Raw genomic sequence first — 16,592 nt, forward strand, 5'->3', positions numbered from 1 at the left:
GTTAAGGTGTCGCCAAACTTATCTATTGCCTGTTCAAGGAGTCCGCATGCTCGGCCATTTCCCCGTCGCTGCCGGAAAGGGGCGCCTCCATGCCGCATAGCCTTCCCCTGATCACCACCCTGGCCACCGCGTTCGGCCTGGCCCTGGTGCTGGGCGTTCTCGCCGCCCGCCTCAAGTTGCCGGCGCTGGTCGGCTACCTGCTGGCCGGCGTGCTCATCGGGCCCTTCACCCCGGGTTTCGTCGCCGATATCCAGCTCGGCCAGGAACTCGCGGAGATCGGCGTGATGCTGCTTATGTTCGGCGTCGGCCTGCATTTCTCCCTCGACGACCTGCTGGCGGTACGCAAGATCGCCCTGCCGGGGGCCGTACTGCAGATCGCCGTGGCCACCGCCCTCGGCGCCGGCATCGCCGCCGCCTGGGGCTGGAGCCTCGGCGGCGCGCTGGTGTTCGGCCTGGCCCTGTCGGTGGCGAGCACCGTCGTGCTGCTCAGGACCCTGGAAGCGCACGGCATCCTGGACTCCATGAACGGGCGCATCGCGGTCGGCTGGCTGGTGGTCGAGGACCTCGCCATGGTGCTGGTGCTGGTGCTGCTGCCGCCCCTGGCCGGCGCGCTGGGCGGCGATGCGCCGGACGCCGCGGCGGGAAGCCTGTGGGGCACCCTCGCCCTCACCCTGCTCAAGGTGTCGGCCTTCATCGCCCTGATGCTGGTGGGCGGCCGCCGGGTGTTCCCCAAGCTGCTCTGGCTGGTCGCCGGTACCGGCTCGCGGGAACTCTTCACCCTCTGCGTGGTGGCCGCTGCGGTGAGCATCGCCTACGGGGCGGCCGAACTGTTCGGCGTGTCCTTCGCCCTGGGGGCCTTCTTCGCCGGCATGGTGCTGCGCGAATCCGAGTTCAGCCACCGCGCCGCCGAGGAATCGCTGCCGCTGCGCGAGGCCTTCGCCGTGCTGTTCTTCGTCTCGGTGGGCATGCTCTTCGACCCGCGGGTGCTGGTCGAGCAGCCGCTGCAGGTGCTCGCCGTGGTCGGCATCATCGTGGTCGGCAAGTCGATCGCCGCCGCCGCCCTGGTCCTGCTCCTGCGCTATCCGCTGAACACCGCGCTGATCGTCTCGGCGAGCCTGGCGCAGATCGGCGAATTCTCCTTCATCCTGGCCGGGCTCGGGGTGAGCCTGGGCCTGCTGCCGGTGGAAGGCCAGAGCCTGATCCTCGCCGGCGCGCTGATCTCGATCGCCCTCAATCCGGTGGTGTTCAAGGCTTCCGAGCCGCTGCAGGCCTGGCTGCGGTCACGCTCGAAGCTCGCCCGGCAGCTGGAGCGGCCCGCCGATCCGCTGGCCGAACTGCCGATGAGCACCCACGAACGCTATCTATCTGGGCAAGTCGTGCTGGTCGGCTACGGCCGCGTCGGCCGGCGCATCGCCCAGGCCCTGGCCGAGCGCGACATCCCCTACGTGGTGGCCGAGCGGAACCGCGAGCTGGTCGAGCGCCTGCGCGCCGACGGCGGCGCGGCCGTCTCGGGCGACGCCGCGGACCCGGCGGTGCTGATCCAGGCGCACATCGCCCGCGCCAGCATGCTGGTGGTAGCCATCCCCGACACCCTCGACGCGCGGCAGATGATCGCCACTGCCCGCACCCTCAACCCGACGATCGAGACGGTGCTGCGCACCCACAACGAGGAGGAGGCGGAACTGCTGGAGCGCGAGGCCGCCGGGAAAGTCTTCCTCGGCGAGAACGAACTGGCCAACGGCATGACCCGACACGTGCTGGAGCGCTACGGGAAAGCCCGCTGAGCGGCCGGCAGCCCGCCCAGGGCAATCGCATGAAGCGAAATGTCGGCATGCATACGCCCCTGTAGGAGCGGATTCATCCGCGACCGCCCCGCATGCGGGGCGTAGATGTTCAACGATTTGCCGCACCTATGGCGCGGGTCGCGAATGAATTCGCTCCTACACGTTCATGCGATTGCCCTGGCAGCCCGCCATCCGACGGAGCGTGGCTACCCGGGATAGATGATAAGGATTATCATCCATCCCCGCCCTTGCCGACCCGCGTCGTTCCCCGCCGATGTCCGATCACGATTCCCCTGCCGACCTCGATCCGCCGGCCGCGCCGGCACCGGGCGAAGCGCCGGAGCAGGACTTCCTGCGGGTCTTCCTGGCCCAGCGCGAGCGGATGGAGGCCCTGGTCAGCCGGCGGGTCGGCTGCCGCGCCACGGCGGCGGATCTCATCCAGGACCTGTTTCTGCGCTTCTGGAAACGCCCGCTCCAGCAACTCGACGAGCCCGGCACCTACCTGCTGCGCAGCGCGCACAACCTGGCCATCGACCACCTGCGCGGCGAAGGCCGGCGCAACCGCTCGCTGGACAGCCTGGCGCCGGAGCACGACGGCGAAACCGCCCCGCTCGAGGCGGCACTGCAGGCCGGCGACGAGTTGCGCCTGGTCGAGGCCGCGCTGCGCGGCCTGCCGGAGCGCACCCGCCACATCTTCCTGCTCAACCGCATCCACGGACGCACCTACGGCGAGATCGCCCAGGCCATGGCGCTATCCCAAAGCGCCGTGGAAAAACATATGATGCGCGCCCTCGACACCTGCAAGGCGGCCCTCGAACAAGCGCCCGGAAGCCGCCATGCCACGCCAGGGAACGACCGCCGATGACCCCGCCGCCCACCTCCGCCGTGTCCACCGCCCAGGAGCAGGAGGCCTGGCGCTGGCTGCTGCAACGGCACGCCCCGGATCAGACGCTCGACGAGCCGGCCTTCCAGCGCTGGCTGGCCGCCGACCCCCGGCATCCGCAGCTCTATGCCAAGGCCGAGGCGGTGTGGATGCTCAGCGCCGAGCCCGCGGCCCGGCTGGCCGAGGAGGAGTCGGCCGCCCTGACCGAGTATCTGGCGCGCCTGGACGCCCCCCGGCGCACGCAGCGGCGCCGCGGCCCGGCCTGGTCGCTGGCCCTGGCCGCCTGCCTGCTGCTGGCGCTGTGGACCGGCGGCTGGTGGCAGCCGGCGCGCTGGCTCGGCGACCTGCGCGCCGACCATGTCTCGGCGCCCGGCCAGATCCGCGAACTGACCCTGGCCGACGGCTCGCGACTGGTACTGGACGGCGACAGCGCCCTGGCGGTGCATTTCGACGGGTGGCAGCGACGGATCGAACTGCTGCGCGGCGCCGCCTCGTTCAAGGTGCTGCGCAACGGCCTGCCCTTCGTGGTCCGCGCCGAAGGCGGCGAGGCGCGGGTGCTGGGCACCGAGTTCGAAGTCCGCCGCCTGCCCCGGGAAACCCGCGTCACCGTCGCCTCCGGACAGGTGGCGGTACGCGCCGGCGAAGCGGCCGACCTGCCGCAGGCGGTGCTGCACGCCGGGCAGCGGGTGGCCTTCGCCGATGGCCGCCTGGCAGCGCCCGAAGCGGTCGACAGCAGCGCCGCCCTGGCCTGGCGCCAGGGCTGGCTGGCCTTCTACCAGGCCCCGCTGGGCGAGGTGCTGGAGCGTCTCGGCGACTACTACCCGGGGCGCATCCTGCTGCTCGACGCCGATCTGGCGGCGCGCCGGGTGACCGTCTCCTTCCCCAGCGCCGATCCGCGCGCGGCGCTGAACGCGCTGCAGGCGCTGCTCGGTTTCCGGCAGCGCGAGCTGCTCGGGCGGGTGATCGTCATCCACTGAAGTTTTTTTCATTTTTTTGATGAGGTAATCCGGCGCGGGCTCCGTGTAGTAGTCGAACTGCGATTCATTCGCATCGAAGCAGCCCATGCGCATGAGAAGACCTCGATGACCCACCGCCCCACCCTTCTGTCCCGTTCTTCCCGGCGGCTCCTGGCGACCGCCCTGCTGGGGCTCGGCCTGAACGGCCTGCCGCCGACTCCGGCCCTGGCCGAGGCGACGCAGGCCGCCTGGCAGGACCGGCAGCACACCTTCGCCATCGCCGCCGGCCCGCTGCCACGCTCGCTCGGCGAGTTCAGCCGAATCACCGGGCTCAGCCTGGTCTACACCGACGAGGCGCCCTATGACGTGCAGGCCCCGGCGCTGGAAGGGCACCTGAGCGCCGCCGCCGCCCTCGAACGGCTGCTGACAGGCTCCGGCTACACCTACCGGCAGCTCGACGCGCGCACCCTGACCCTGCAGCGGCTGGGCGGCGCCGACAGCGGCCTGCTGAGCCTGCCGAGCACCCTGGTCAGCGATACCGGCGACATGCAGACCAGCTACCAGCCGGAGCCGACCGCCTCGATCATGCGCAGCGACACGCCGGTGCTGGAGATTCCGCAGACGATCAACGTGGTCCCCGCCCAGGTGGTCAGGGACCAGCGCCCGCGCAACCTCGACGACGCGCTGAACAACATCAGCGGCATCACCCAGGCCAACACCCTCGGCGGCACCCAGGACGCGGTGACCAAGCGCGGCTTCGGCGACAACCGCGACGGCTCGATCATGCGCGACGGCATCCCCTCGATCCTCGGCCGCAACTTCACCGCCAGCGTCGATCACGTCGAGGTGCTCAAGGGACCGGCGAGCCTCCTCTACGGCATCCAAGACCCGGGCGGGGTGGTCAACCTGGTGAGCAAGAAGCCCGAGCTGACCGCCCATCACGCCATCAAGGCGAGCGCCAATGCCTACGCCCACGGGCGCAACGGCAGCGGCGGCCAGTTCGACAGCACCGGAGCGCTGGGCACGCTGGGCGACTACGGGCTGGCCTACCGGCTCATCGTCGACTACGAGGACGAGGACTACTGGCGCACCTTCGGCACCAACCGCGAAACGACGATCGCCCCCTCGCTGGCCTGGTACGGCGCGGACACCACCGTGCTGCTGAGCTACGAGCACCGCGAATACAGCTACCCGTTCGACCGCGGCACGGTCATCGACCCGGGCACCGGGCGTCCCCTGGACATCTCCCGCCGGCGCCGGCTGGACGAGGAATTCAACATCACCGACGGCCGTTCCGACCTGAGCCGCTTCAGCATCGAGCATGCCTTCGACGAACGCTGGAAAGGCCATTTCGCCTACGGCTGGACCCGCGAGACCTACGACGACGACCAGGTGCGGGTGACCGCGGTCAACACCACCCGGAAGACCGTGACGCGCCGCGTCGACGGCACCCACGGCGCGGTCAGCACCAACAGCTTCGCGCGGCTCGGCCTGAACGGCGACTTCGAGCTGTTCGGCCTGCGCCACGAGCTGATGACCGGCATCGACAGCGAGAAGCGCAAGATCTTCCGCGCCGACCTGATCCGCGGCGCCACCTCGACGCTCAGCTACAGCAACCCCGTCTACGGCCGGGTCGGCGCGTCCGACAACGTCGATGCCGCGAGCAGCGACCAGACCGACAAGCTGCGCAGCGACTCCGCCTACTTCCAGGACTCCATCCACCTGAACGAGCGCTGGATCCTGGTGCTCGGCACGCGCTACCAGCGCTACGACCAGTGGGCCGGACGCGGCCGGCCGTTCAAGGCCAACACCGACGTCAAGGACCACGAATGGACGCCGCGCGCCGGCCTGGTCTACCGCCTCAGCGACGAGGTCTCGCTGTACGGCAGCTACACCTATTCCTTCAAGCCCAACTCGACCATCGCGCCGCTGGCCAACGACCAGGTCCTCGACAGCGCGACCCCGCCGGAAGAGGCGCGCTCCTGGGAGCTCGGCGGCAAGCTGGAGATTCCCGGGCGCATCACCGCCAACCTCGCGCTGTTCGACATCCACAAGCGCAACGTGCTGGTCAGCCAGCTGGACGCCAACGGCGATAGCTACAGCCGCGCCGCCGGCAAGGTCCGCTCCTACGGCCTGGAGCTGGACGTGAGCGGCCAGCTCGACGAGCGCTGGAGCCTGATCGGCAGCTATGCCTGGCTGCACGCCGAGGTGACCGAAGACCCGGAGCTGGAAAACAACCGCCTGCAGAACGTGGCCAAGACCAGCGCCTCGGCCTCGCTGGTCTACGACGCCGGCGCACTGTTCGGCGGCGACCGGCTGCGCCTGGGCGGCGGCACCCGCTACGTGGGCAAGCGCTCGGGGGATGCGGCCAACTCCTTCACCCTGCCGTCCTACACGGTGACCGACGTCTTCGCCAGCTACGACACCACCGTCGGCGAGCACAAGCTCAACCTGCAGCTCAACGTGAAGAACCTGTTCGACAAGACCTACTACGCGTCGAGCGCCAACCAGTACTACGTGTCACTCGGCGAGCCCCGGCAGTTCCAGCTCTCCACCACGCTGGAGTTCTGAGCAGCCGCCCTTTCAAGGTCTTTGGGTAAACTCTCCCGATAATCGATCGGGAGGACAAGGCGATGTATGGCCACCCCGTCAAGCGATACCGATTCCATGATGGCTGGCGGAACAAGCGGCAGCAGAACCAAACCAGCAGCCAGCACGAACGGTAGCGGGTCGACGAGAACGCACCCGCCGACTGTCCGTGGCTCAGAGCACCACGAACAGCAGCCAGACCACGACCGGCGCGATGAGGGTGACGGCAGCGCAGTAGACCAGGAGTTGCCGGAAGAAGGCGTCACGGTTCACGCCTTGCGCATTGGCGAGAACCAGCGCCCCGTTGGTCGAGAAGGGACTCACATCGACGATGGTCGACGAGACGGCCATGGCGGCAATGAAGCCGACCGCGCTCACACCGGTGTCGCCCAGCAAGAATGGCACGGCCAGCGGGATCAGCGAGCCGAGCACCGCCGTCGACGAGGCGAAGGCCGACACGACTGCGCCCACGAAGCACAGCAGCAGCGCGGCGACCAGCGGCGAGGTCAGGCCGGCCACGCCGTGGCCGACGAAATCGATCGTCCCCATCCGCTCCAGCACACTCACGTAGGTGCTGACGCCGACGACCAGCAGGATCTCCGGCCAGGGCACCTGCCCCAGGGCGTGTTTCTGCAGGTTGGGCGCCATCACCGTGAGCACCAGCCCGATGGTGAGGGAGACGAAGCCGATGTCCTGCCCGAAAAACAGCGTGAGCACCACCAGGACCAATAGTCCTGCCACGGTGACGATCCGGTATGGGCGCGCGCCTGTGTCCTGCAATACGGACGGCGCTGCACTTACCGGAGAATCCTCGCCCTGGCCTGCCTTGCAGGGCTTCCCGGGGAGCGACTCGCCCGGCGTGCCGCCACGGACCCGTGCCTCATCCTGGCGGTGAGCACGAGGTGGCCCGAAGGCTGTGCTGCACGGATCCGCCCCCTGGCGGATCAGCTTCATGCCGCCCATGAGGAAGAACAGCAGCGAGGCGACGGTCAGGTTGACGGCAAGACTGGCCATCATGGTCGCGATCTCGTTGAGCGGCAGGCCGGCCTTGGCAACGACCTTGTTGGTGATGCCGCCATAGATGCTGATCGGCGAGAAGCCACCGCCCTGCGCCCCATGAATCACCATGAGGCCCATCATCAGCGGGTTGATGCCGTGCCGTGCGGCAAAGCCGAGCGCGATGGGCACAATGATCGCCACTGCCGCCGGACTGACTGCGCCCACAGAGGTGAGCGCGCCCGCGATGAAGAACATGAGCCAGGGGATTGCCGCGATGCGACCGCGCACCGCGCGTACAGCCAGTTTCACGAGCCAGTCGATCGTGCCGCTGTTCTGCGCCAGCACGAACAGGTAGGTGATGCCCAGCAATGTCAGGAACAGATCGACCGGAAAGCCGCCCATGATGGCCTTGGCATTCATGCCTGCCACCAGCGTGCCGACGAGGAACGCGCCGGCGAAGGCGATCACCCCCATGTTGATGGGCAGCACCGCGGCGAGCACGAACATGCCGACCAGCACATAGATCGAAATCCACTGGGCACCCATCGCCTGTCTCCTGATTCGCTCGGGAGCGCATCGCAGTTACCGGGCTTTCCTGGCTCTGGTGACGTATCAGCGTAGCCATCGCGGAGCGGCCGCGAAGCTCGACATTCCCTGGAAAGGCCTCGCCCCGCCGATCATGAATGCTTCAGCTTGCCGAACAGGCACTCGACGAGGTCGACGCTCGCCCTGGTGGCGCCGGTCACAGGAACGTTGTTTGGAAAAGTCCCGTCAGCCCATCGAGACGGCGTGGACCGAAAAGCCGAAGGCCGGACGATGCGTTGCGCTTCGTCCGGCCTTCGGGAACGGCGACAGATTGCGGACCGGCGGTCAGCCGGCGGCGGTCAGCTTCACCAGGTTGGCGTGCCAGACATCCAGCTGCACCACGTGCTCGGCCTCTTCGTCGGCGAACTCGGTGGCCATCGCCTTCACTTCCGGGTCGGCGGTTTCGTCGGCGATCTTCTGGTAGTACTCATGGCTGCGCTGTTCGCCGCGCATGGCCAGCGCCATGGCGCCGAACACGTCGATGTCCGGGTCCACCGGACCCCAGGCGGCCTCCGGGCTGGAGCCCTCGGGCCAGTCGTACTCGTCGGCCGCCAGCTTCGGCAGGTCGTGGAAGCCGCCGCGCTCCATGGCCTCGCGCTGATGCAGGCGGGAATAGTGGGACATCTGCTGGAAGAACTCCGCCACCTCGGCATTGCCGAGTTTCTGCATGGCTTCGGCCAGCTCGGCATAGCGGCGGGACGACTCCTTCTCCAACTGGATGGCATGGGCAAGGAAACGCTGGATCTCGTTCACACCCCTCTCCTTAATATCGATTGAAGGTGGATGAAAGCCGAAGCCGCCACGGCCCTTGCGGACGATCGTGAGGCCTCACGTAAAGTGTGGATAATGCGGCAGGTTTCGCATTGCCGGCAACCGGCGATTTGCCGCGGCGGATGCTGCCCGTCGGGCGAAGCGCCCGGTAGACTCGAACCGACGACCGGAGAAACCGCCGCCGGCGGCTGCCCATCCACCCTGCGGTAGCGCCCCATGCAGATCGACGAAGAACTGACCTTCAAGAAACTGGAAATCTTCCTGGCCTTCATGCGCAGCGGCAACCTGTCGCGCGCCGCCGCCGAGCTGGACACCAGCACGGTCAGCGTGCACCGCGCCCTGCACTCGCTGGAGAACGCCCTGCGCTGCCCGCTGTTCAAGCGCGAGGGGCGCAAGCTGACGCCGCTGGAAAGCGCCCTGGTGCTGGAGGACCGCGCGCAGAAGCTGGTCGCCGACATGCTCGACACCGTGCGCCTGACCCGCGAGGCCGCCGGCTTCTCCGCCGAGCGCTTCAAGCTCGGCGCGCTCTACTCGCTGACGGTGAAGACCGTGCCGCAGCTGATCATGGGCCTCAAGCTGCGGCGCAGCACGCTGAACATCGACCTGATCCTCGGCTCCAACATCGACCTGCTGTACAGGCTGAAGAACCTCGAACTGGACGCCATCCTGGTCTCGCTCAACGACAGCGTGAGCGATCCGGACTGCGAGTCGCTGCCGCTGTTCCGCGACGACATCTTCCTCGCCGTGCCGGTCGACTCGCCCTTCGCCGCGCAGGCCGAGGTCGATCTGGCCGAGCTGCGCGAGGCCACCTTCATCACCCTGACCCAGGGCTTCGCCACCCACCAGGACGCCCTGCGCGTGTTCCGGCAGGCCGGCTTCGCGCCCAAGGTGGCGATGCAGGTCAACGACATCTTCACCCTGCTCAGCATGGTCAGCTCCGGAGTCGGCTACGCCCTGCTGCCGGGGCGCATCGCCGCGGTGTACGAGAACCGCGTGCGGCTGATTCCGCTCGAGGCGCGCTACCGGATGCAGCAGCAGATCGGCGTGGTATTCCTCAAGGCCAAGGAGCGCGACCCCAACCTGCTCGCCCTGCTCGCCGAATGCCGGATGTACGCCTCGCGCCACGCCGGCTGAAAACGCCAAGGCCCCGCACGGGGCGGGGCCTTGCGAGCAGCGGGACAGCGCCTCAGAAGAACAACAGCGTCAGCAGCACGAACCAGGGCAGCAGGATGGCGCACGACCAGCCCATGTAGCCGAAGAAGCTCGGCATCGGCACGCCACGCTGGTCGGCGATGGCCTTGACCATGAAGTTCGGCGCGTTGCCGATGTAGCTCAGCGCGCCCATGAACACCGAGCCCATGGACACCGCCAGCAGGGTCTGCGGCAGACTGTTCATCATCACCTGCGCATCGCCGGCGGCCAGGTTGAAGAACACCAGGTAGGTCGGCGCATTGTCGAGGAAACCCGACAGCAGGCCGGACATCCAGAAGTACATGGCGTCGATCGGCGAGCCGTCGGGATGGGTCACCGCCGCCACCAGCCCGGCCATGCTGCCCTCGCTGCCGGCGCGCAGGATGGCGAGCACCGGCACGATGGTCAGGAAGATCCCGGCGAACAGCTTGGCGACCTCCAGGATCGGCCCCCAGTCGAAATCGTTGCCGGCCCGTACCTGCGCCGGAGTGATCTTCAGGGACGCCAGGGCCAGGCCGAGCATCAGCAGGTCGCGCACCAGGTTCTGCCCTTCGACCGGCGTGCCCATCAGCTCGAAGGCGACGCCCGGCCTCCATAGTCCCGACAGCAGCACGGCACCGATCACCCCACCAAGCAGCAGGAAGTTGACCGTGCCATAGAGCCTGAGCGGCGAGTCCGGCGACGGGTCGCGTGGCAGCAGCTCGTCCTCCCGGGCGTAGAAATAGCGGTCAACGAAATAGAAGACCACCAGCAGCACCGCACTCGACAGCAGCACCGGCAGCAGCATGTGCTCGATCGTCCAGAAGAAGCTCACCCCCTTGAGGAAGCCGAGGAACAGCGGCGGATCGCCCAGCGGGGTCAGCCCGCCGCCGATGTTGGCGACCAGGAAGATGAAGAACACCACCACGTGCACGCGGTGCTTGCGGTTGTCGTTGGCGCGCAGCAGCGGGCGGATCATCAGCATCGCCGCACCGGTGGTGCCCATCACCGAGGCCAGCAGCACACCGATGGCCAGCAGCGCGGTGTTCAGCCGCGGCGAACCGTGCAGGTTGCCCCAGACCAGGATGCCGCCGGAAATCGTGTAGAGCGAGAACAGCAGGATGATGAACGGCAGGTACTCGGCGAACAGCGCATGCACGATCACCGCGACGGTGTCGTGCAGACTGAAGGCGAAGGCGAACGGGACCAGGAACAGCAGCGTCCAGAACGCGGTGATCTTGCCGAAATGGTGGTGCCAGATATGGGACGCGAACAGGGGAAACAGGGCGATCGACAACAGTATTCCCGCGAAGGGCATACTCCAGGCAAGACTCAAGGTGGCGCCATCGACTTCCGCCGCAAACAAGAGCCCGGGTGACAAGGCCAGCACATACAGCAACCGGCTCAGGATCGACTTCATTGACCGATTCTCCCAGAGAGACTTCATTACAGGTATCCGACTTTGGTATCCAACTTTTTGCGGACAGAGATGAACTCGCAGCAGCCCGTCCAACAGAAGGGGCGTCTTGGTAGAGGCAGGATTTGAGCCAAATCAATATTGAAGAACTGCTTTTCAATAAAAATTCATTACCGATTATTTGGCTCGCCACCGGCTACTGCCCGAGCAGACAGCCTGGCCCGCCATGGCGGGCGCGCGGCGAACCGGCGCCAAGGCGCTTCGTTCCTGGCTATCGGCATTCCACAGTCTTGCCGCCATGCAGAGAGCCCCTGCAGTTCCTGCGGAAAAAGCCATACTTGAAACGGCTCGCCACGCCATTTCAGGGCGTAAGGGAAAGTTCGGAAGAGCAGCGGCAAAGTTGTATGGAAAACGCCACACTCAATAATCCGGCGTAAAAAAATGGCAGAAACACCACACCCCGAACATATTTACTTACCATTTGACGGATTGACTTTACCGACACTTTCCAAGTGCACCGCACAGATTCACTACATGGCCCGGGCAAACTTCTCTCGAACGCTTTTTTGAAACTTGAAAAATGGCCGCCTTGCGGCGGCCGAAAGTTTCGACGGTAACGGGCGAAACGGGCGCTCAGCCGAACAGGCCGCGCATCATGAAGTACAGCAGCGACGGGCCGAGCAGGCAGCCCAGCGCGGTGTAGAAGGCCGCGGTCAGGCAGCCGTAGGGCACCAGCTTCGGATCGGTGGCCGCCAGGCCGGCGGCCACGCCGCTGGAGGTGCCCATCAGCCCGCCGAAGATCACCGCCGAGCGCGGGTTGTTCAGCCCGATCAGCGGCGCGACGAAGGGCGTAGCCACCATCACCACCATGGCCTTGATCAGGCCGGCGGCGATCGACAGGGCCATCACCTCGGAACTGGCGCCCAGCGCCGCGCCGGTCACCGGGCCGACGATGTAGGTCACCGCGCCGGTGCCGATGGTGGTCAGGCTGACCGCATCGGTATAGCCGAAGGCGAAGGCCACGGCCACGCCGGCGATAAACGAGACGAAGATGCCGAAGACCAGCGAGATCACCCCGCTGACCCCGGCCCGCTTGAGCTCCTCCGGGTTGACGCCGAAGGCGGTGGCGATGATCGCGAAGTCGCGCAGCATGGCGCCGCCGAGGATGCCGATGCCCGACAGCAGCGGGATGTCCACCAGGCCCTTCTGGCCGCCGGTATGGAGCCCGCCGAAGTAGGAAAGCACCAGGCCGAGCAGGATGGCGATGGCCGAGCCGTGCAGACGTCCCCGGGTGAATTTCGCCGATAGCCAGTAGGAGACCCACATGGTCGCGCCGATCACCGCGAAGCCGCTGATCAGACCGTAACTGGTGAGTACCTTGGTCAAAGTTTCAGTGATCATGGCGCTTACCTCTGCACGTTGGCGGTAGCCTGGGCGGCACTGCCCGGCTCATGCGGCTTTTTTTCGGCGGCGGCATCCGGGCGACCGAGCTTGTCCAGCACCGGCACCATGGCGAAGCTCAGGCTGACCGCGGCGAGGCCGGCGAGGATCGCCATGGGGCCGCTGCTCAGCGCGCCGACCACGTTCTGCTGGGCGGCCATGGCGACCACGATGGGGATATAGATGGCGCTCCAGAACTCGATGCCCTGCTCGGTCTTGCCGGCGAGCAGGCCGCGCTTGCTCAGGTAGCCGCCACCGAAGATCAGCAGGATCATGGCGATGCCGACACCGCCGACATTGGAGGGAACGCCGAGGAGCACGCCGAGCAGGTCGCCGACGAACAGGCCGGCCAGGGTGCAGATGGAGAGCAAAGCAACACCGTAGATGATCATTGTTATTGTCCTGTCTGAAAAAATATTGTTCTTGTCGTGCAGGCAGTAGCGAGTCAGCGGTCGAGGCAGCCCTCCTCGCGCAGCAGCGCGTCCAGGGTATCGAGGCGGGCGCCCTGGAAGGCGACCACGGCGCCCTGGCGGATCACCCGCCGCGCCAGGCCGCTGAGCACCGTACCGGGCGACAGCTCGACGTGCAGGCGCACGCCACGCTCGTAGGCATTGCGCAGGGTACCCCGCCAGTCGACCACGCGGCACATGTTGAAGGTCAGGTCGTCGCGCAGCGCCTCGGGATCGAGCACCAGACGCGCCGAGCTGCCGCTCAGGTAGCGCAGCGCCGGGCGGCGCAGCGTCACCCCGGCGAAGGCCTCGGCCAGTTGCGCCGCCGGCCCGGCCAGCAGCGCGCAGTGCGAGGGCACGCTGACCGCCAGCCGCCGCGCCGCGCCGGCGCCGCTGCGCCGGGCCAGCTCGCCGACCGCGGCCATGGCCGCCTCGCTGCCGGCGATCACCAGCTGGTTGTCGGCGTTGACATTGGCCAGGAACACCGGGCTGTCCGGGCCGTTGACCCGCGCCAGCAAGGGCTCCAGCTCGGCGATGCCGAGGCCCATGATGGCGGTCATGCCATAACCGCCCGGCCAGGCCCGTTCCATCAGCTCGCCGCGCAGGGCCACCAGACGCGCGGCATCGGCCAGCTCCAGCGCGCCGCCGACCACTGCCGCCGGGTAGGCGCCGATCGACAGCCCGGCGACGTAGTCCGGTCGCGCGCCGCGCGCCAGCAGCAGCCGGGCGCTGGCGACCCCGGCGAGCAGCAGGCAGAGCTGCACGGCGCGGGTGGACGCCAGGGCCTCGGCGCTGTCCAGCGCCCGCACGTCCTCGCCCAGCGCGTCGCTGGCCTCCTCCAGGCAGGCCCGCACCAGGGGTTCGTCCGGCAACTGGTGGAGCATGCCCGGCTGCTGGGCGCCCTGGCCGGGAAAGGCGAACAGACTGCTCATGCCGCCACCTCCCGCCAGGGATCGCCGACCAGCCGCGCGCCATTGCCGGCCTTGAGCAGCACCCGCGCCGCGGCGCTCGCCCACTCGCGCAGGGCGACGGCGCCGGCCGGGGTTTCCAGCTGCAGGTCGACCCGGCATGGCAGCTGCTCCAGCCGCTCCATGAGGGCCTGCGCCTGCCGGCGCTGCAGCGGCCGGGGCACGCGCAGCAGCAGGTCGAGATCGCTGCCCTCGTTCAGCACCGTCACGCCGGTGGCCAGCTGGTAACCGGCGCCGCCGGTCACCCCCCAGGCCAGTCCGTGCTGGCGGCACAGCGCATCCAGTTGCGGCTGCAGCAGGGCCAGGGCGCGCAGCGGCGCGCAGACGCTCTCCCGCTCCCCGCCGCCGGTCAGTTGCTCCGGCGGCACGCAGCGATGGACCGCCGCCCGCGGCATCCAGGTGGCGTGGCGCTGCTCGCGTCCGTGCCCGCGCACGCCCACGGCGATCCAGCCGTCCCGCGCCGGCGCGCGGCGCACCACCACCGGCAGGCGGGCGGCGAGCACCGCCCGAGCCCAGGCCGGGGCGCCGGCCTCGAGCCAGTCGGCGCTCGCGCCCCAGAGCAGGTCGTGGGGACGGGGCAGTCCGCCCGCCCCTTGGCGCATCGTCGTTTCGCCCATGACAGCCACCTCGCGGCCTACCACTGCGCCCGCAGCAGCTCGCGCACCCGGCGCGAGGCGGCGCGGTTGGCTGCGCCGAGGCGGCCGCGCAGGTCAGTACCGGCGGCGCGGATGTCGGCCTCGGCCTGTTCCAGGCAGGCCCGCACGCGCGCCAGATCCTCCGCGCCCGGCTGCTCGATGCGCTCCACCGAGAGGGTTTCCCAGAGCAGGCCGAGGGAGGCGTAGCTGTCGAGGTCGTAGGCCATCGGCGGTACCTTGGCGGCGAAGGCTTCCAGTTCGTCGACCGTGCGCAGGGTGACCCGCGCGGCGGACTCCTTGCCCATGGCGTGGACCATCACCCCCGGATCGCGCAGGGCGACGATGCGGTTGGCCTGGTAGCCGTGGGCGAGGAAGGCGCCGGACATGGCCTTGCCGACCAAAAGGGCGATCACCGGATGCCCGGCCAGACGGGCGCGGGCGTAGCCGTCCACCGCGCCGGCCAGCGCCTGGTGGATGCCGAGGGCCTCCTCGCGGCGGCCGTAGGCCTGGCTGGGCACGTCGACCACGGCGACCACCGCGCGCTTGACCGGCGCGTCGCGGTCGGCGGCGATCACCTCGTCCAGCGCCTGGCCGAGGCTCCAGCCTTCGAGCAGGCCGACCTCGCCGTGGCGGGCGCGCGGGAAGCGGTTGTCGGCATCCGGCACCACGGCTAGGTAGCGGGCCGGGCGGCCGGCCAGCGGAGCATCGACCACCTTCAGCGAGGCCGGGTAGCCCGACTGCCCGGCGGCGTCGGCGGTGAGGGCGTGCAGCCAGTTCAGGCCGCGTTGCGAAAGGACGGTGCTCATGCCTGGTCTCCTTGATAGAGGGCGCGCACGGCGGCGGCGTCGGCCTGCGGCGCGGCGTCATAGCGGCCGAGCAGGTCGAGGAAGCGCGGATACTGGCGGCTGCGCGGCAGGGCGTCGCCGGGCCGTTCGAGAATGCCCAGCAGCCGTTCGCGGATGGCCTGCGCGTCGTCGGCCACGTAGGCGTCGACCAGCCCGCAGGCGAAGCGCTGCTCGCCGCCGGTCAGGCTCCAGATGAACGGACGGTCGCGGGAGTCGTACTCCTCGATGCCGGCCTCCTGCTCGATCACCTGCGGGCCGTTGAGGCCCAGGCGCGCCTCGCGGGTGACCAGCAGGTGGCTGCACAGCGCGGCGGCGATCGACATGCCGCCGAAGCAGCCCACGGGACCTGCGACCACGCCGATCACCGGCTGGTACTGGCGCAGCTCGACGATGGCCGCCTGCACCTCGGCGATGGCGGCGAGGCCCAGGTTGGCCTCCTGCAGGCGCACGCCGCCGGTCTCCAGCAGCAGCACGGCGCAGGTCGGGATACCGTTGCGGTTGTCCTCGGCGGCCAGCTCCAGGGCGCCGGCGATCTTCGCGCCGCCCACCTCGCCGAGACTGCCGCCCTGGAAGCCGCCCTCGATGGCGGCGAGCACCGCCGGGCGGCCGCCGAGGCTGCCCTTGGCCACCACCACGCCGTCGTCGGCCTGGGCGACGATGCCCTGGGCCTCCAGCCACGGCGATTTGACGCGGGCGAAGGGGTCGAGCAGCTCGCGCAGGCTGCCCTGATCGAGCAGTGCGCTAGCGCGCTGGCGGGCGCCCAGTTCGACGAAGCTGCGGCTGTGCAGCAAAGCATTGAGGTCAGACATGGCTCAGCTCCTCCAGCGCCTGTTCCAGACGCAGCCGCACCACACCGGGGGTGGCGCCGAAATCGTGGATATCGACGTTCAGGGCCGGCGGGTTGCTACCGGCGAACATGCGCTCGAACAGGTGGCGCCAGCGCTCGGCGCTGCCGTTCACCGAGGTGACCACCTGGATGCTCAGGCGACCGGCCGGGCCGGGCTCGAGCAGCACCTCCAGGTCGCCGGAGCCGACGCAGCCCACCTGGGCGCGCTGGCGGGCCGGCTGGCCGGCGGGAAATTCGAAGGACAGGGTTTCCAT

General features: G+C 68.7%; 15 protein-coding genes. 5 read left to right on the forward strand and 10 right to left on the reverse strand.

The annotated features are described in order from the left end of the window. Positions 1 to 89: 89 nt before the first annotated feature. The 4 genes from EV691_RS09595 to EV691_RS09610 all read left to right on the forward strand — a co-directional run bounded on the left by EV691_RS09595 (position 90) and on the right by EV691_RS09610 (position 6,194). Positions 90 to 1,784, forward strand: coding sequence for a cation:proton antiporter domain-containing protein (locus EV691_RS09595; protein ID WP_131302757.1), 1,695 nt, complete (start codon positions 90 to 92; stop codon positions 1,782 to 1,784). A 274-nt stretch (positions 1,785 to 2,058) separates the two neighbouring features. After that, complete coding sequence (locus EV691_RS09600) at positions 2,059 to 2,649, forward strand: RNA polymerase sigma factor (protein ID WP_131302759.1); 591 nt, start codon at positions 2,059 to 2,061, stop codon at positions 2,647 to 2,649. After that, the gene (locus tag EV691_RS09605) at positions 2,646 to 3,644 is read left to right on the forward strand and encodes a FecR family protein (RefSeq protein ID WP_131302761.1); all 999 of its coding nucleotides are present in this window, start codon (positions 2,646 to 2,648) and stop codon (positions 3,642 to 3,644) included. Before EV691_RS09600 ends, EV691_RS09605 begins: the two co-directional genes overlap by 4 nt. A gap of 105 nt (positions 3,645 to 3,749) precedes the next feature. Beyond that, entirely contained in the window at positions 3,750 to 6,194 is a 2,445-nt protein-coding gene (locus EV691_RS09610) for a TonB-dependent siderophore receptor (protein ID WP_131302763.1), read from the forward strand. Between the two features lie 192 nt (positions 6,195 to 6,386). Here EV691_RS09610 and EV691_RS09615 read toward each other — a convergent pair whose 3' ends face one another. Together EV691_RS09615 and EV691_RS09620 are read right to left on the reverse strand one after the other, a co-directional pair. Next, positions 6,387 to 7,757, reverse strand: a complete 1,371-nt coding sequence (locus EV691_RS09615) for an SLC13 family permease (protein ID WP_131302765.1) — start codon at positions 7,755 to 7,757, stop codon at positions 6,387 to 6,389. Positions 7,758 to 8,081: 324 nt separating this feature from the next. Further along, a complete protein-coding gene (locus tag EV691_RS09620) occupies positions 8,082 to 8,549 on the reverse strand; it encodes a ferritin-like domain-containing protein (RefSeq protein WP_089169107.1) in 468 nt (155 codons plus the stop codon). A 234-nt stretch (positions 8,550 to 8,783) separates the two neighbouring features. Here EV691_RS09620 and EV691_RS09625 point away from each other — a divergent pair, with 234 nt between their 5' ends. Continuing rightward, complete coding sequence (locus EV691_RS09625; RefSeq protein ID WP_131302767.1) at positions 8,784 to 9,701, forward strand: LysR family transcriptional regulator; 918 nt, start codon at positions 8,784 to 8,786, stop codon at positions 9,699 to 9,701. A 52-nt stretch (positions 9,702 to 9,753) separates the two neighbouring features. Here EV691_RS09625 and EV691_RS09630 read toward each other — a convergent pair whose 3' ends face one another. The 8 genes from EV691_RS09630 to EV691_RS09665 all read right to left on the reverse strand — a co-directional run bounded on the left by EV691_RS09630 (position 9,754) and on the right by EV691_RS09665 (position 16,592). Further along, a complete protein-coding gene (locus EV691_RS09630; RefSeq protein ID WP_131302769.1) occupies positions 9,754 to 11,157 on the reverse strand; it encodes a sodium:proton antiporter in 1,404 nt (467 codons plus the stop codon). A gap of 630 nt (positions 11,158 to 11,787) precedes the next feature. Continuing rightward, the gene (madM, locus tag EV691_RS09635; protein WP_131302821.1) at positions 11,788 to 12,552 is read right to left on the reverse strand and encodes a malonate transporter subunit MadM; all 765 of its coding nucleotides are present in this window, start codon (positions 12,550 to 12,552) and stop codon (positions 11,788 to 11,790) included. A gap of 8 nt (positions 12,553 to 12,560) precedes the next feature. Beyond that, positions 12,561 to 12,986 (reverse strand): malonate transporter subunit MadL, encoded by a 426-nt coding sequence (gene madL, locus EV691_RS09640; protein ID WP_131302771.1) that lies wholly within the window; start codon positions 12,984 to 12,986, stop codon positions 12,561 to 12,563. A gap of 53 nt (positions 12,987 to 13,039) precedes the next feature. Next, positions 13,040 to 13,975 (reverse strand): malonate decarboxylase subunit epsilon, encoded by a 936-nt coding sequence (gene mdcH / locus EV691_RS09645; protein ID WP_131302773.1) that lies wholly within the window; start codon positions 13,973 to 13,975, stop codon positions 13,040 to 13,042. Then, positions 13,972 to 14,613 carry a malonate decarboxylase holo-ACP synthase gene (locus EV691_RS09650; RefSeq protein WP_131302823.1) on the reverse strand — a complete coding sequence of 214 codons (642 nt, stop codon included), beginning with the start codon at positions 14,611 to 14,613 and terminating at the stop codon, positions 13,972 to 13,974. Before EV691_RS09650 ends, mdcH begins: the two co-directional genes overlap by 4 nt. A 32-nt stretch (positions 14,614 to 14,645) precedes the next feature. Continuing rightward, on the reverse strand, positions 14,646 to 15,452 hold the full coding sequence (gene mdcE, locus EV691_RS09655) for a biotin-independent malonate decarboxylase subunit gamma (RefSeq protein ID WP_131302775.1): 807 nt from the start codon (positions 15,450 to 15,452) through the stop codon (positions 14,646 to 14,648). After that, positions 15,449 to 16,300, reverse strand: a complete 852-nt coding sequence (locus tag EV691_RS09660; protein WP_131302777.1) for a biotin-independent malonate decarboxylase subunit beta — start codon at positions 16,298 to 16,300, stop codon at positions 15,449 to 15,451. Before EV691_RS09660 ends, mdcE begins: the two co-directional genes overlap by 4 nt. Further along, positions 16,293 to 16,592, reverse strand: coding sequence for a malonate decarboxylase subunit delta (locus EV691_RS09665; RefSeq protein WP_089169114.1), 300 nt, complete (start codon positions 16,590 to 16,592; stop codon positions 16,293 to 16,295). Before EV691_RS09665 ends, EV691_RS09660 begins: the two co-directional genes overlap by 8 nt.

Origin of the sequence: Azotobacter chroococcum, from assembly GCF_004339665.1 — a bacterium.
GTDB lineage: Bacteria > Pseudomonadota > Gammaproteobacteria > Pseudomonadales > Pseudomonadaceae > Azotobacter > Azotobacter chroococcum.

Coding starts and splice junctions, on each gene's coding strand:
- EV691_RS09660 (WP_131302777.1), bottom strand. CDS start 16,300: ATGTCTGACCTCAATGCTTTGCTGCACAGCCGCAGCTTCGTCGAACTG.
- mdcE (WP_131302775.1), bottom strand. CDS start 15,452: ATGAGCACCGTCCTTTCGCAACGCGGCCTGAACTGGCTGCACGCCCTC.
- EV691_RS09650 (WP_131302823.1), bottom strand. CDS start 14,613: ATGCGCCAAGGGGCGGGCGGACTGCCCCGTCCCCACGACCTGCTCTGG.
- EV691_RS09600 (WP_131302759.1), top strand. CDS start 2,059: ATGTCCGATCACGATTCCCCTGCCGACCTCGATCCGCCGGCCGCGCCG.
- EV691_RS09595 (WP_131302757.1), top strand. CDS start 90: ATGCCGCATAGCCTTCCCCTGATCACCACCCTGGCCACCGCGTTCGGC.
- madL (WP_131302771.1), bottom strand. CDS start 12,986: ATGATCATCTACGGTGTTGCTTTGCTCTCCATCTGCACCCTGGCCGGC.
- mdcH (WP_131302773.1), bottom strand. CDS start 13,975: ATGAGCAGTCTGTTCGCCTTTCCCGGCCAGGGCGCCCAGCAGCCGGGC.
- EV691_RS09605 (WP_131302761.1), top strand. CDS start 2,646: ATGACCCCGCCGCCCACCTCCGCCGTGTCCACCGCCCAGGAGCAGGAG.
- EV691_RS09610 (WP_131302763.1), top strand. CDS start 3,750: ATGACCCACCGCCCCACCCTTCTGTCCCGTTCTTCCCGGCGGCTCCTG.
- EV691_RS09630 (WP_131302769.1), bottom strand. CDS start 11,157: ATGAAGTCGATCCTGAGCCGGTTGCTGTATGTGCTGGCCTTGTCACCC.
- EV691_RS09615 (WP_131302765.1), bottom strand. CDS start 7,757: ATGGGTGCCCAGTGGATTTCGATCTATGTGCTGGTCGGCATGTTCGTG.
- EV691_RS09625 (WP_131302767.1), top strand. CDS start 8,784: ATGCAGATCGACGAAGAACTGACCTTCAAGAAACTGGAAATCTTCCTG.
- EV691_RS09665 (WP_089169114.1), bottom strand. CDS start 16,592: ATGGAAACCCTGTCCTTCGAATTTCCCGCCGGCCAGCCGGCCCGCCAG.